16 protein-coding genes are annotated in these 12,513 nt (G+C 60.0%); 6 read left to right on the top strand and 10 right to left on the bottom strand.

All coding sequences use genetic code 11. The annotated features are described in order from the left end of the window. The first annotated feature begins 96 nt into the window (after positions 1 to 96). The 6 genes from pmbA (at position 97) to ACRESH_RS11985 (ending at position 5,323) form a co-directional block, all read left to right on the top strand. Complete coding sequence (gene pmbA, locus ACRESH_RS11960; RefSeq protein WP_431742190.1) at positions 97 to 1,443, top strand: metalloprotease PmbA; 1,347 nt, start codon at positions 97 to 99, stop codon at positions 1,441 to 1,443. Positions 1,444 to 1,551: 108 nt separating this feature from the next. After that, on the top strand, positions 1,552 to 1,953 hold the full coding sequence (locus ACRESH_RS11965; RefSeq protein WP_431742191.1) for a FagA protein: 402 nt from the start codon (positions 1,552 to 1,554) through the stop codon (positions 1,951 to 1,953). Then, positions 1,946 to 3,322, top strand: coding sequence for a class II fumarate hydratase (locus ACRESH_RS11970; RefSeq protein ID WP_431742192.1), 1,377 nt, complete (start codon positions 1,946 to 1,948; stop codon positions 3,320 to 3,322). Before ACRESH_RS11965 ends, ACRESH_RS11970 begins: the two co-directional genes overlap by 8 nt. 20 nt (positions 3,323 to 3,342) lie before the next feature. Then, positions 3,343 to 3,804, top strand: coding sequence for a hypothetical protein (locus ACRESH_RS11975; RefSeq protein WP_431742193.1), 462 nt, complete (start codon positions 3,343 to 3,345; stop codon positions 3,802 to 3,804). Positions 3,805 to 3,806: 2 nt separating this feature from the next. Next, on the top strand, positions 3,807 to 4,418 hold the full coding sequence (locus tag ACRESH_RS11980) for a superoxide dismutase (RefSeq protein WP_431742194.1): 612 nt from the start codon (positions 3,807 to 3,809) through the stop codon (positions 4,416 to 4,418). Positions 4,419 to 4,429: 11 nt separating this feature from the next. Further along, the gene (locus ACRESH_RS11985) at positions 4,430 to 5,323 is read left to right on the top strand and encodes a ZIP family metal transporter (RefSeq protein ID WP_431742195.1); all 894 of its coding nucleotides are present in this window, start codon (positions 4,430 to 4,432) and stop codon (positions 5,321 to 5,323) included. Between the two features lie 17 nt (positions 5,324 to 5,340). Here ACRESH_RS11985 and ACRESH_RS11990 read toward each other — a convergent pair whose 3' ends face one another. The 10 genes from ACRESH_RS11990 to ACRESH_RS12035 all read right to left on the bottom strand — a co-directional run bounded on the left by ACRESH_RS11990 (position 5,341) and on the right by ACRESH_RS12035 (position 12,345). Next, positions 5,341 to 5,613, bottom strand: a complete 273-nt coding sequence (locus ACRESH_RS11990) for an HPr family phosphocarrier protein (RefSeq protein WP_431742196.1) — start codon at positions 5,611 to 5,613, stop codon at positions 5,341 to 5,343. 20 nt (positions 5,614 to 5,633) lie between these two features. Then, positions 5,634 to 6,488, bottom strand: a complete 855-nt coding sequence (gene rapZ / locus ACRESH_RS11995; protein ID WP_431742197.1) for an RNase adapter RapZ — start codon at positions 6,486 to 6,488, stop codon at positions 5,634 to 5,636. 2 nt (positions 6,489 to 6,490) lie between these two features. Further along, positions 6,491 to 6,955 carry a PTS IIA-like nitrogen regulatory protein PtsN gene (gene ptsN / locus ACRESH_RS12000; RefSeq protein WP_431742198.1) on the bottom strand — a complete coding sequence of 155 codons (465 nt, stop codon included), beginning with the start codon at positions 6,953 to 6,955 and terminating at the stop codon, positions 6,491 to 6,493. A gap of 12 nt (positions 6,956 to 6,967) precedes the next feature. Next, positions 6,968 to 7,276: a ribosome hibernation-promoting factor, HPF/YfiA family gene (gene hpf / locus ACRESH_RS12005; RefSeq protein ID WP_028942831.1), complete on the bottom strand. Its 309-nt coding sequence runs from the start codon at positions 7,274 to 7,276 to the stop codon at positions 6,968 to 6,970. A 77-nt stretch (positions 7,277 to 7,353) separates the two neighbouring features. After that, a complete protein-coding gene (locus tag ACRESH_RS12010; RefSeq protein ID WP_431742199.1) occupies positions 7,354 to 8,847 on the bottom strand; it encodes an RNA polymerase factor sigma-54 in 1,494 nt (497 codons plus the stop codon). A 180-nt stretch (positions 8,848 to 9,027) separates the two neighbouring features. Next, positions 9,028 to 9,753, bottom strand: a complete 726-nt coding sequence (gene lptB, locus ACRESH_RS12015) for an LPS export ABC transporter ATP-binding protein (protein WP_431742200.1) — start codon at positions 9,751 to 9,753, stop codon at positions 9,028 to 9,030. Beyond that, positions 9,754 to 10,278 carry a lipopolysaccharide transport periplasmic protein LptA gene (lptA, locus tag ACRESH_RS12020; RefSeq protein ID WP_431742201.1) on the bottom strand — a complete coding sequence of 175 codons (525 nt, stop codon included), beginning with the start codon at positions 10,276 to 10,278 and terminating at the stop codon, positions 9,754 to 9,756. Then, positions 10,265 to 10,837 (bottom strand): LPS export ABC transporter periplasmic protein LptC, encoded by a 573-nt coding sequence (gene lptC / locus ACRESH_RS12025; protein ID WP_431742202.1) that lies wholly within the window; start codon positions 10,835 to 10,837, stop codon positions 10,265 to 10,267. Before lptC ends, lptA begins: the two co-directional genes overlap by 14 nt. A gap of 8 nt (positions 10,838 to 10,845) precedes the next feature. Next, a complete protein-coding gene (locus tag ACRESH_RS12030) occupies positions 10,846 to 11,370 on the bottom strand; it encodes a KdsC family phosphatase (RefSeq protein WP_431742203.1) in 525 nt (174 codons plus the stop codon). Continuing rightward, positions 11,371 to 12,345, bottom strand: coding sequence for a KpsF/GutQ family sugar-phosphate isomerase (locus tag ACRESH_RS12035; protein ID WP_431742204.1), 975 nt, complete (start codon positions 12,343 to 12,345; stop codon positions 11,371 to 11,373). Between the last annotated feature and the right edge of the window lie 168 nt (positions 12,346 to 12,513).

Raw genomic sequence — 12,513 nt, forward strand, 5'->3', positions numbered from 1 at the left:
CTGAGAATCGCCGCCATGATAACCAGTCGGGGGCCGCTTGTCCGGCCCGGTCGTAGATTGACCCGTGCCGAACGCAGAATTTGAGTGGAGAAAACCATGAATGCAGTCCAGAGCGTAGGTCCACAGGCCCTGCCGGCGTTGCAGGAGCAGGTCGAACAGATCATCGCCGAAGCCAAGCGCCAGGGGGCCAGCGCCTGTGAAGTGGCAGTTTCGCTGGAGCAGGGGTTGTCGACCTCGGTACGTCAGCGTGAAGTGGAAACCGTGGAGTTCAACCGCGACCAGGGTTTTGGTATCACCCTGTATGTCGGCCAGCGCAAAGGTTCGGCCAGTACCTCGGCCAGCGGCAGCGAGGCCATTCGCGAGACCGTCGCGGCGGCCCTGGCGATTGCCAGGCACACCTCCGAGGATGATTGTGCGGGGCTTGCCGATCCGGCCTTGATGGCCCGTGATCTGCCTGACTTCGATCTGTATCACGCCTGGGACATCACTCCCGAGCAGGCTATCGAGAAGGCGCTGGCGTGTGAGGCCGCGGCATTCGATGCCGATGCGCGGATCACGAACGCCGATGGCACCACGCTCAATACCCATCAGGGCTGCCGTGTGTATGGCAACAGCAACGGCTTTATCGGTGGCTACGCGTCGACCCGTCACAGCCTGAGCTGCGTGATGATCGCCGAAGCCGATGGGCAGATGCAGCGCGACTACTGGTATGACGTCAATCGTCAGGGCGAATTGCTGGCCGATCCGCGCAGCATCGGCCAGCGCGCCGCACAACGGGCGGCCAGTCGTCTGGGCGCGCGGCCGGTGCCGACCTGCGAGGTGCCGGTGCTGTTTTCCGCGGAGCTGGCCGGGGGGCTGTTCGGCAGTTTCCTGTCGGCGATCTCGGGCGGCAACCTGTACCGCAAGTCGTCGTTCCTCGATGGCGCGATGGGCCAGCGCCTGTTTCCCAGCTGGTTGACCCTGGATGAGCGCCCGCATCTCATGCGTGCTCTGGGCAGTGCGGCATTCGATGGCGATGGTCTGGCGACCTACGCTAAACCGTTCGTTGAAAAAGGCGAGTTGGTGTCCTATGTACTGGGGACCTACTCCGGGCGCAAGCTTGGCCTGCCGAGCACCGCCAATGCCGGTGGCGTGCACAACCTGTACGTGACCCACGGGGTTGAAGATCAGGCTGCGCTGATCCGGCGCATGGGCCGCGGGCTATTGGTCACTGAGCTGATGGGCCATGGTTTGAACATGGTGACCGGCGACTATTCCCGCGGTGCTGCGGGGTACTGGGTGGAAAATGGCGAGATTCAGTTCGCCGTCCAGGAGGTGACAATCGCCGGCAATATGAAGGACATGTTCCAGCAGATTGTCGCGATCGGTAATGACCTGGAAACCCGCAGCAACATTCACACCGGCTCGGTATTGATCGAGCGGATGACAGTGGCGGGTAGCTGATTTCTGTAGGAGCGGGAAGCCCGGCCATGTGTCGGGCTTTTTTTTTTCTTCTTTTTCTACTTGAACTGATTATAATTATCACTTAATAATGAATATCATTATCAGGCGATGATGTTCATGAAACCCGTCTTTCACGAATTGCCCTACCTCGAAAACTGGCGCTGGCTCAGCCGCCGTATCCGTTGTGCGCTGGAGCCGGACGAACCGCGCTTGATCGAGCACTACCTGGCCGAGGGCCGCTATTTGGTGTGCTGCACCGAAACCTCGGCCTGGACCGTCGCCCTGACCTCATTCCGCCTGCTCCTGGACACTGCCTGCGACCGCATGCTGCCCTGGCATTGGCGCTGCCTGTGCCTGGACCAGGCCTGGAAGCCGCTGTTGCAGCTGCGCAAGCTCGACGGTGGTGAGCACGGCCAGCGTTGGCAGCCTCTCGCCCTGCAACTGGCGAACTGCACGCTACTGCCTTCGATTTCTTTCACTGAACTGATGCAAGGACTTGATGATGAGTAATACCCGTATCGAGCGTGACAGCATGGGTGAACTGCAGGTACCGACCGAGGCCCTGTATGGCGCTCAGACCCAGCGCGCGGTGAACAACTTTCCGATCAGCCAGCAGCGCATGCCGACTCAGTTCATTCGTGCACTACTGTTGGCCAAGGCCGCTGCGGCCAAGGCCAACATCGAACTCAAACAACTGCAAGAAGGGCAGGGCACGGCCATCGTCAAAGCGGTCGAGCAACTGTTGGCCGGCGATTTCATCCAGCACTTCCCGGTGGATATCTTCCAGACCGGCTCCGGCACCAGCTCGAACATGAACGCCAACGAAGTGATTGCCACCCTGGCAAGCCGCATTCTTGGCGACACGGTCAACCCGAACGATCACGTCAACTGCGGGCAAAGCAGTAACGACATCATCCCCACCACCATCCATGTCAGTGCCGCCCTGGCCTTGCATGAGCAACTGCTGCCGTCTCTCAAACATCTGGTCCAGGTAATCGAGCACAAGGCCGAAGCCGTGCATCCGTTCATCAAGACCGGTCGTACCCACCTGATGGATGCCATGCCGGTGCGTATGAGCCAGGTGCTGGGCGGTTGGGCGGCGCAGATCAAAGCGGCCCTCGGCCACCTCGAGTCGACCTTGCCAGCGCTGCAAGCACTGGCCCAGGGCGGGACTGCAGTGGGTACTGGCATCAACGCACACCCCGAGTTCGCCACGCGTTTCAGCCAGCAACTCAGTGAACTGACCAAGGTAGCGTTTACACCCGGACAGAATCTGTTTGCCCTGATCGGCTCCCAGGATACTGCGGTGGCCTTGTCTGGCCAGCTCAAGACCACCGCTGTGGTCTTGATGAAGATTGCCAACGATTTGCGCTGGATGAACTCCGGCCCCCTGGCGGGCCTGGGCGAAATCGAGCTGGAAGGCCTGCAGCCTGGCTCCTCCATCATGCCCGGCAAGGTCAACCCGGTGATCCCGGAAGCCACTGCCATGGTTGCCGCCCAGGTCATCGGCAACGACGCGACTATCGCCGTGGCCGGGCAGTCGGGCAATTTCGAACTCAACGTGATGCTGCCAGTCATCGCTCAGAACCTGTTGAGCAGCATCGAATTGATGGCCAATGTCAGCCGCTTGCTGGCCGACAAGGCGATCGCCAGCTTCAAGGTCAACGAATCCAAGCTCAAGGAAGCGCTGGCGCGTAACCCGATTCTGGTGACGGCGCTGAACCCGATCATCGGCTACCAGAAAGCCGCGGAGATCGCCAAAACTGCCTACAAACAAGGCCGGCCCATCATCGACGTGGCTCTGGAGCACACCGACTTGCCGCGCAGCCAGCTGGAAGTGCTGCTCGATCCGGAAAAGCTCACTGCTGGCGGTATCTGATATCGCACTGGAGGTTTGTCATGCAGCACTGGAAACGTACCACCGAAATTGCCAATCGCCTGTTCGACCAGAGCGAACTGGTCGATGCCCGCGAGTTGTATCTGCAGGCCCTGGCCCTGGCCCAGGTGTTGTTCGAGCGCTGGCATGACGCCGATGAAGCGGTGTCCGTGTGTGTGATCGCTCACCACAACCTGGCCGACCTGCACTTGCGTTTGAACCAGCCTCAGGAGAGCGCGGAGTACCTCTGCGCCATTCATCAGCGGCTGTTGCAGGCCATGCAGGACCCACGCCTGACGCCAGCGCTGCGCGAAGCGGCGCTGCGTCACAGCGGCAAAACCTACACCGAGTTACTGAATTTCATCAGTGAGTACGGCCAGTACCCGCGAACTGAACGTCTGCTCCATAGTCATGGCCCGCAACCGGTTGTTAATGCCGGTCAGGAAAGCGTCGGGTCCTCAGCACATCACTACGGAACCCACTGAGAATGTCTCACACCTTGCCTGCATTGCCTTACGCATACGATGCGCTGGAACCGCACATCGATACCCAGACCATGCAAATTCACCACAGCAAGCACCACCAGACCTACATCAATAACCTCAATGCGGCCGTCGAGGGCACCGAGTGGGCTGAGTGGCCGGTGGAACAGCTGGTGGCCGCGGTCAAGCAGTTGCCCCCGCAATTGCAGGCCGCCGTAATCAACCAGGGTGGTGGCCACGCCAATCACTCACTGTTCTGGACAGTGATGTCGCCCAAGGGCGGTGGTCAGCCCCAGGGCACGGTTGCCAAGGCTATCGATGAGCACCTGGGGGGCTTTGAGGCCTTCAAGGACGCCTTCACCAAGGCTGCATTGAGCCGTTTTGGCAGCGGTTGGGCCTGGCTGAGCGTGACAGCGGGAAAGAAACTGCTGGTAGAGAGCAGTGGCAACCAGGACAGCCCGCTGATGAACGGCAACACGCCGATTCTTGGTCTGGATGTTTGGGAGCATGCGTACTACCTGCTGTACCAGAACCGTCGCCCTGAATACATCAATGCCTTCTATAACGTGATCGACTGGTCCGAGGTAGAGCGCCGTTATGTAGCCGCCCTGGCGTGAGTCGTTCCGGTATGCGTACGGATGTGATGTCCATAAGCGGCGTGCGTCTGTTTCGCCTGGCGCTGGGTACCCTGTTGCTGCTGGTTGGTTGCATCTTGCTGGTAGCGCAGGGATTCGCCTGGCTAGACCTCGAGCCCCGCATGATGCGTGCGCTCGAAGGAGGTGCCCTGTGTGCACTGGGGGCAGCGCTAGGCGCTGTGCCGGTGCTGGTGATCCGCGGCATGCCAGCAGCGTTGGCTGATACCTTGCTGGGTTTCGGTGCCGGGGTGATGCTGGCGGCAACGGCGTTTTCCCTGGTCATTCCAGGACTAGACGCAGCTCAGGCTATTGGTCTGGGTCAATGGGGCGCGGGCGTGCTGATCAGTTTCGGTTTGTTGTTCGGCGCCTTTTGCCTGTACCTGGTCGATCTCAAGATCTCGGGAGCCTCGCCATTGGCATTGGTGGGCAGTGCCCAGCAACCGGTGATTGCCGCGCGGATCTGGGTATTCGTCATCGCCATCATCGCCCACAACATTCCAGAAGGCATGGCCATCGGGGTGTCGGCGGGTGCTGGAATGGCGGATGCGGACAGTCTGGCTATGGGTATTGCCTTGCAGGATGTGCCCGAAGGCCTGGTCATTGCCCTGGTACTGGCCGGGGCCGGTATGGCGCGGTTCAAGGCTTTTGCCATTGCAGCGGCATCTGGGCTGGTCGAGCCGGTGGCGGCCATGATCTGTGCCTGGCTGGTGAGCGTGGCCGAATTGTTGTTGCCACTGGGCTTGGCCTGCGCGGCCGGGGCTATGCTGCTGGTGGTGACTCAGGAGATCATTCCTGAATCGCGCAGTAACGGCCATCATCGCTTGGCCAGCCTGGGGCTGTGCGTCGGCTTCTGTCTGATGATGGTGATGGATACTGCGCTGTCTTGAGCGGGAAGCGGGGGCGGTTACTCGCCCTCGTCGAAGTAGTTGTTGATCAGCTCGATCAGTGCGTTCAGTGCTTCGTCCTGCTGCTCGCCTTCGGTGTGCAGATGCACCTGGGTGCCTTTACCTGCCGCCAGCATCATCACCGCCATGATGCTCTTGCCGTCAATCAATTTGTCAGGCGCCCGACCTACGCGCACAGTGCAAGGGAAGCGTCCGGCCACGCCGACAAACTTTGCCGCAGCCCGGGCGTGTAGCCCCAGCTTGTTGATGATGGTGATTTCACGAGCGGGCATCGCGGCGGTGGTCCTGTGGGCTAGAGGTCGCGGTGGCGAACCTGGACATTCTTCAAGGATTGCTGCAGCAACTGGCCCAGGCGTTCGGTCAGGTAAACCGAACGGTGGTGTCCACCGGTACAGCCAATGGCAATGGTCACATAAGCGCGGTTGCTGGCGGCAAAGCGTGGCAACCATTTGAGCAGGTAGCTGGAGATGTCCTGGAACATTTCTTCGGCATCGGGCTGGGCTGCCAGGTAATCGATGACCGGCTGCTCCAGGCCGGAATGCTCGCGCAACTCCGGCTTCCAGTAAGGATTGGGCAGGCAGCGCACGTCGAACACCAGGTCGGCGTCCACCGGCATGCCGCGCTTGAAGCCGAAGGATTCGACCAGGAACGCGGTTCCGGGCTCTGGCTGGTTAAGTAGGCGCAACTTGACCGCGTCACGCAACTGGTAGAGGTTCAGCTTGGTGGTGTCGATCTTCAGGTCGGCGAGGTCGGCGATAGGCCCCAGCAGGTCGGTCTCGACCTTGATCGCTTCGGCCAGCGAACGATTGGCGTTGGTCAGGGGGTGGCGCCTGCGGGTTTCCGAGAAACGCTTGAGCAGGGTCTCTTCATCGGCGTCCAGGTACAGCACGTCACACTGGATATGCCGGCTGCGGGCATCTTCCAGCAGCTCGGGGAAGCGTATCAGATGGCTGGGCAGGTTGCGTGCATCGATCGATACAGCCACTTTGGGTTGCATCAGCTCGGTGTTGATCAGGGCATTTTCGGCCAACTGTGGCAGCAACCCGGCGGGCAGGTTGTCGATGCAGTAGTAACCGTTGTCCTCCAGGACTGCGAGGGCAGTGCTCTTGCCGGAGCCGGATCGGCCGCTAACGATGATCAAGCGCATGTTCAGTGTCCGTTCTGTACGTCCAGAACGACCTGGTACAGCGCGTCGTTGCTGGCGGCCGCACGCAGCTTGTCGCGTACGTCCTTGCTGTCGAGCATGCTGGCAATCTGGCGCAGCAGCTCCAGGTGAGCATCGGTGGCAGCTTCCGGGACCAGCAATACGAACAGCAGGTCGACCGGTGCGCCATCGATGGCGTCGAAGTCGATAGGTGCGTCCAGGTGCAACAGTGCGCTGACCGGTTCCTTGCAGCCCTTGAGGCGGCAGTGAGGGATGGCAATACCATTGCCGAAGCCGGTTGAGCCCAGTTTTTCTCGGGCAATCAAGGCTTCGAACACGTCCTGGGTTTCCAGGTCGGGTACTTCTTTGCCGATCAGATTGGCAATCTGTTCAAGCGCGCGCTTTTTACTGCCTCCCGGCACGTTCACCAGGGAGCGGCCGGGGGTCAGGATAGTTTCAAGTCGGATCATGGATGAGGGGGATCAGCGGGCCGCTGCACCTTGCAGCAGGCTTTGCTGTTTTTCCTTGTGTTTTTTTAGTTGGCGGTCGAGCTTGTCGGTCAAGGCATCAATCGCTGCATACATGTCTGTGTGTTCGGCATTTGCAACCACTTCGCCGCCGGGAATAAACAGCGTCGCTTCAATCTTCTGCTGCAGCTTCTCGACCTTCATGATTACCGTCACATTGGTAATCTTGTCGAAGTGCCCCTCCAGACGTTTCAGTTTCTGTTCGACGTACTCGCGCAGCGGCTGGGTGACTTCTACATGCTGTCCACTGATATTGACTTGCATACAGCTTCTCCTTTGTTGCCCGTGCATAAGAGGCAGGTATTGCGCCTGCCACTGAACTGCTGTGGCGATCTCAGGGGCTACATCAGTCGCTTGCGCTCGCTCGACGGTGCAATGCCGAGGGACTCGCGGTACTTGGCGACGGTGCGACGGGCTACCTGGATGCCTTGTGCCTCCAGTAAACCAGCGATCTTGCTGTCACTCAATGGCTTTTTCTGATTTTCCGCTGCAACCAGTTTTTTGATGATCGCGCGAATCGCTGTGGACGAGCATTCACCACCTTCGGAGGTGCTGACGTGGCTGGAGAAAAAGTACTTCAGCTCGTAAATGCCCCGGGGTGTATGCATGTATTTCTGAGTGGTGACCCGGGAAATAGTCGACTCGTGCATGCCCACCGCCTCGGCGATGTCGTGCAATACCAGCGGCTTCATCGCTTCGTCGCCGTGGTCGAGGAAACCACGCTGGTGTTCGACGATCTGGGTGGCGACCTTCATCAGGGTTTCGTTGCGGCTCTGCAGGCTCTTGATGAACCAGCGGGCCTCCTGCAACTGGTTGCGCATGAAGGTGTTGTCGGCGCTGGTGTCGGCGCGGCGGACGAAACCGGCGTACTGCGGATTGACCCGCAGGCGCGGCACTGCTTCCTGGTTGAGCTCGACCAGCCAGCGTTCGTTGTCCTTGCGCACAATCACGTCGGGGACCACGTATTCGGCCTCGCTGGACTCGATCTGTGAGCCAGGGCGCGGGTTGAGGCTCTGGACCAGCTCGATGACCTGGCGCAGTTCGTCTTCCTTGAGCTTCATCCGCCGCATCAGCTGGCTGTAGTCACGGCTGCCGAGCAGGTCGATGTAATCGCGGACCAGGCGCTGGGCTTCGGCCATCCACGGGGTCTGGGCGGGTAGTTGGCGCAGTTGCAGCAACAGGCACTCGCTGAGGTTGCGGGCGCCGATGCCGGCAGGTTCGAATTGCTGGATGCGATGCAGAACGGCTTCGACTTCGTCGAGCTCGATATCCAGCTCGGGGTCGAAGGACTCGCAGACTTCTTCGAGGGTTTCGTCGAGGTAGCCCTGGTTGTTGATGCAGTCGATCAGGGTTACCGCGATCAGCCGATCGGTGTCGGACATCGGCGCCAGGTTCAGCTGCCAGAGCAGGTGGCTTTGCAGGCTTTCGCCAGCCGACGTGCGGGTGGTGAAGTCCCACTCGTCATCATCGTTGCTGGGCAGGCTGCTGGCGCTGGTCTGGTAGATGTCTTCCCAGGCCGTATCGACAGGTAGCTCGTTGGGAATGCGCTCGTTCCATTCGCCTTCTTCCAGGCTGTCCACAGTCGGTGTGGTTTCCTGGAAACTGGTGTCCTGGACTTCGGCGGCAGGCTTGCTTTCGGCGTTGTCCGCCATCGGGTCGCTGTTGTCGAAGTCGTCGCCTTCTTCCTGACGTTCGAGCATCGGGTTCGATTCCAGCGCTTCCTGGATTTCCTGCTGGAGGTCCAGGGTAGAAAGCTGGAGTAGTCGGATAGCCTGTTGCAACTGCGGGGTCATCGTCAGTTGCTGGCCCATTCTTAGGACGAGCGATGGTTTCATGGCAGGGGCTTAACACCTTTTTCGCCGGCGCACAGGCGCCATCCACTACAAGGGCACCGAAGCGCCAACTTTAAGCAAATTATATGCCTGAAGTTGGAGCGTTTGCCTAGGGTGCTGTAACAATATAAGCCGGATTTCACCGGGTCAGCAGCCCATGGCAAACGCTGTGTCGCCTCGAACTTACAAGCGGAACTCGTGGCCCAAGTACACCTCTTTGACCAGGTTGTTGGCCAGGATGGTCTCTGCATCGCCTTCGGCAATCAGTTGGCCATCGTTGACGATGTAAGCGGTTTCGCAGATATCCAGGGTCTCACGGACGTTGTGGTCGGTGATCAGTACACCGATGCCCTTGGCCTTGAGGTGATGGATGATCTGCTTGATGTCGCCGACCGAAATCGGGTCGACACCGGCAAAGGGTTCATCAAGCAGGATGAATTTCGGTGCGGTGGCCAGGGCACGAGCGATCTCCACGCGGCGACGTTCGCCACCGGAAAGGCTCATGCCTAGGTTGTCGCGAATGTGGCTGATGTGAAACTCCTGCAACAGGCTTTCCAGCTCCTTGCGACGCCCGGCGGTGTCGAGGTCCTTGCGCGTCTCGAGGATCGCCATGATGTTGTCGGCAACCGAAAGCTTGCGAAAGATCGATGCTTCCTGGGGCAGGTAGCCGATGCCGGCACGGGCGCGGCCGTGCATTGGCTGGTGGCTGACATCCAGGTCGTCGATCAGGACGCGGCCCTGATCGGCCTGGACCAAGCCAACGATCATGTAGAAGCAGGTGGTCTTGCCGGCGCCGTTAGGGCCGAGCAGGCCGACGATCTGGCCGCTGTCGATGGACAGGCTGACGTCGCGGACCACTTGTCGACTCTTGTAGCTCTTGGCCAGGTGCTGGGCTTTGAGGGTTGCCATTTACTCGGCCTTCTTCTTCGGCTGGATCACCATGTCGATACGCTGGCGCGGCGTGCTCACGTTGCCGCCACGACCTGCGGTCGCTACCTGGGACTTGGTGTTGTAGACGATCTTCTCGCCTTCGGTGGTGTTGCCCTCGTTGATCACCTTGGCGCGGTCAGTCAGTACCACCAGGTCTTTTTGTGCCTGGTACTGGATGGTCACGGCATAGCCTTGCATCTTGTCTGGCTTGGCGGCGCTCTGCTGCTGTTCGAAGTAGGCCAGGTTGCCCACCGAGGTCACCACGTCGATGTCGCCGGAGTCGGCGCGAGTGATGGTCACGGTGTTGCCTTTGATCATCATCGACCCCTGGGTGATGATGACGTCGCCGGTGTAGGTGGCAACACCTTTCTTGTCATCCAGATGCGCGTTGTCGGCCTGGATGCGAATAGGCTGGTCACGGTCGTTCGGCAGGGCCCAGGCGCTCGCGCTTCCCAGTGCTGCGCTCAGGCTGAGCAAAAAGGGGAGGGTTTTAACGAGCCTCATACTGTCCTCTTACGTTGGACAGCAGGTCCATCCTGCCGTCTTTCAAATACGCTTTCATTCCATTGCCCGTAGTGACGCCACCGGCGCCGTCGATTCTAACGGCTTGCTCGGTTTGCGCATATTGCTTCTGCGGGAATACTGTCATGCGACTGCTGGTAATGATCATGGTGCGGTTCTTTTCATCAGTGCGGGCAACCCGTACCGAGTCGATCAATTCCACTTCGCTGCCATCGGGGTTGACCTCGCCTTTTGCGCTCTGCACATGCCAGGGGTAGGTCGTGCCGCGGTACAGCTGCAGGTCCGGCTTGGTCAGCAGGGTCACTTCGCTGACCTTGAGGTGTTCGACCTTGTCGGCGGTCATCTCGTACTGCATCTTGCCATCTGGCAGGAACTGCACGCTGCTTGCATTGGTGGCGTAGTAGTCAATAGCGTTGTTGTCGACGCGGGCCACCGGTTTGTCGAGGAAGCTCTCGGGGCCGATGTTCCAGTAGCCGACCGCCACCAGCAAGGCGGCAATCACACTGAACAGCGCAATGGTGCGGATTTTTTTACTGAACATGTGTCGCTCTACAGGTAATGGGCGTTGGCCGCGTCGAGATTGCCCTGGGCTTGCAGGATCAATTCGCAGAATTCGCGGGCTGCGCCTTCACCGCCACGGGCATTGGTGATCCCGTGGGCGTGCTCGCGGACGAAGGCTGCGGCGTTGGCCACGGCCATGCCCAGGCCCACCCGGCGGATCACCGGCAGGTCAGGCAGGTCGTCGCCCAGATAGGCGACCTGTTCATAGCTTAGGTTGAGTTGGTGAAGAAGTTCGTCCAACACCACCAATTTATCTTCACGCCCTTGATACAGGTGCGGGATGCCGAGATTCTTGGCCCGGCGCTCGACTACCGGGGTTTTGCGTCCGCTGATGATTGCCGTAGTCACGCCCGAAGCCATGAGCATCTTGATGCCCTGGCCATCGAGGGTGTTGAAGGTCTTGAATTCACTGCCATCTTCGAGGAAATACAAACGGCCGTCGGTCAGTACGCCGTCAACGTCGAACACGGCAAGCTTGATGGCCTTGCCACGCTGGAGCAGGTCCTGGCTCATTTACATCACTCCCGCACGCAACAGGTCGTGCATGTTCAGGGCGCCAACCGGGCGCTCGTCCTTGTCGATCACCACCAGGGCGCTGATCTTGTGGTCTTCCATGATTTTCAGGGCTTCAGCGGCGAGCATCTCGGCGCGGGCCGTCTTGCCATGCACGGTCATGACGTCTTCGATCAGGGTGGTGTGCACATCGATATTGCGATCCAGGCTGCGGCGCAAGTCACCGTCGGTGAAGATCCCGGCCAACCGTCCGTCGGCTTCGAGGACCACGGTCATCCCCAAACCTTTGCGAGACATTTCAAGAAGCGCGTCTTTGAGCAGGGTCCCGCGCTGCACCTGAGGCAGTTCTTCGCCTGCGTGCATGACATTCTCGACTTTCAACAGCAGGCGACGGCCCAAGGCGCCACCGGGGTGGGAGAAAGCGAAGTCTTCAGCGGTGAAACCGCGCGCCTCGAGCAAGGCAATGGCCAAGGCGTCGCCCAGTACCAGCGCAGCCGTGGTCGAGGAGGTCGGTGCCAGGTTCAGCGGGCAGGCTTCCTGGGCGACGCGCGCATCCAGGTTGACCTCGGCGGCCTTGGCCAGCGGCGAATCCGGGTTACCGGTCAGGCTGATCAGCTGGATGCCCAGGCGTTTGATCAACGGCAGCAGGGTGACGATCTCGGCAGTCGATCCGGAGTTGGACAGGGCCAGAATGACATCGTCGCGCGTGATCATGCCCATGTCGCCATGACTGGCTTCGGCCGGATGGACGAAGAACGACGGCGTACCGGTGCTGGCCAGGGTCGCGGCAATCTTGTTGCCGATATGCCCTGACTTGCCCATGCCGACCACCACCACCCGGCCCTTGCTGGCCAGGATCAGCTCGCATGCCTTGACGAAATCGGCGTCGATGTGGGCTAGCAAGCCCTCAACCGCCTCGAGTTCGAAACGGATGGTGCGTTGCGCGGATTGGATCAGGTCGCTGGATTGGCTCATGTCGAAAATCGGGTTGCCTGATGAAAAGGCGGCGATTATAGCGGTAATGCGCAAAACCCTCACCTTGTGATTGTCACACAGTCACTGACCAACCTTAACCCTAGCTGAACAAGCGCTGCTGTGGCCTTGGGGCAGCGCTATGAGCGATGGTATAGTTCGCCGTCTGTT

Origin of the sequence: Pseudomonas sp., assembly GCF_050739775.1 — a bacterium.
Lineage (GTDB): Bacteria > Pseudomonadota > Gammaproteobacteria > Pseudomonadales > Pseudomonadaceae > Aquipseudomonas.

What these genes read in the sequence shown, in the direction of transcription:
- pmbA (WP_431742190.1), top strand. Translation starts at nt 97, where the DNA reads ATGAATGCAGTCCAGAGCGTAGGTCCACAGGCCCTGCCGGCGTTGCAG.
- hpf (WP_028942831.1), bottom strand. Translation starts at nt 7,276, where the DNA reads ATGCAAGTCAATATCAGTGGACAGCATGTAGAAGTCACCCAGCCGCTG.
- ACRESH_RS12035 (WP_431742204.1), bottom strand. Translation starts at nt 12,345, where the DNA reads ATGAGCCAATCCAGCGACCTGATCCAATCCGCGCAACGCACCATCCGT.
- ACRESH_RS11965 (WP_431742191.1), top strand. Translation starts at nt 1,552, where the DNA reads ATGATGTTCATGAAACCCGTCTTTCACGAATTGCCCTACCTCGAAAAC.
- ptsN (WP_431742198.1), bottom strand. Translation starts at nt 6,955, where the DNA reads ATGATCCGACTTGAAACTATCCTGACCCCCGGCCGCTCCCTGGTGAAC.
- ACRESH_RS11990 (WP_431742196.1), bottom strand. Translation starts at nt 5,613, where the DNA reads ATGCCCGCTCGTGAAATCACCATCATCAACAAGCTGGGGCTACACGCC.
- lptA (WP_431742201.1), bottom strand. Translation starts at nt 10,278, where the DNA reads ATGAGGCTCGTTAAAACCCTCCCCTTTTTGCTCAGCCTGAGCGCAGCA.
- lptB (WP_431742200.1), bottom strand. Translation starts at nt 9,753, where the DNA reads ATGGCAACCCTCAAAGCCCAGCACCTGGCCAAGAGCTACAAGAGTCGA.
- ACRESH_RS11980 (WP_431742194.1), top strand. Translation starts at nt 3,807, where the DNA reads ATGTCTCACACCTTGCCTGCATTGCCTTACGCATACGATGCGCTGGAA.
- ACRESH_RS12030 (WP_431742203.1), bottom strand. Translation starts at nt 11,370, where the DNA reads ATGAGCCAGGACCTGCTCCAGCGTGGCAAGGCCATCAAGCTTGCCGTG.
- rapZ (WP_431742197.1), bottom strand. Translation starts at nt 6,488, where the DNA reads ATGCGCTTGATCATCGTTAGCGGCCGATCCGGCTCCGGCAAGAGCACT.
- ACRESH_RS12010 (WP_431742199.1), bottom strand. Translation starts at nt 8,847, where the DNA reads ATGAAACCATCGCTCGTCCTAAGAATGGGCCAGCAACTGACGATGACC.
- ACRESH_RS11985 (WP_431742195.1), top strand. Translation starts at nt 4,430, where the DNA reads ATGCGTACGGATGTGATGTCCATAAGCGGCGTGCGTCTGTTTCGCCTG.
- ACRESH_RS11975 (WP_431742193.1), top strand. Translation starts at nt 3,343, where the DNA reads ATGCAGCACTGGAAACGTACCACCGAAATTGCCAATCGCCTGTTCGAC.
- lptC (WP_431742202.1), bottom strand. Translation starts at nt 10,837, where the DNA reads ATGTTCAGTAAAAAAATCCGCACCATTGCGCTGTTCAGTGTGATTGCC.
- ACRESH_RS11970 (WP_431742192.1), top strand. Translation starts at nt 1,946, where the DNA reads ATGAGTAATACCCGTATCGAGCGTGACAGCATGGGTGAACTGCAGGTA.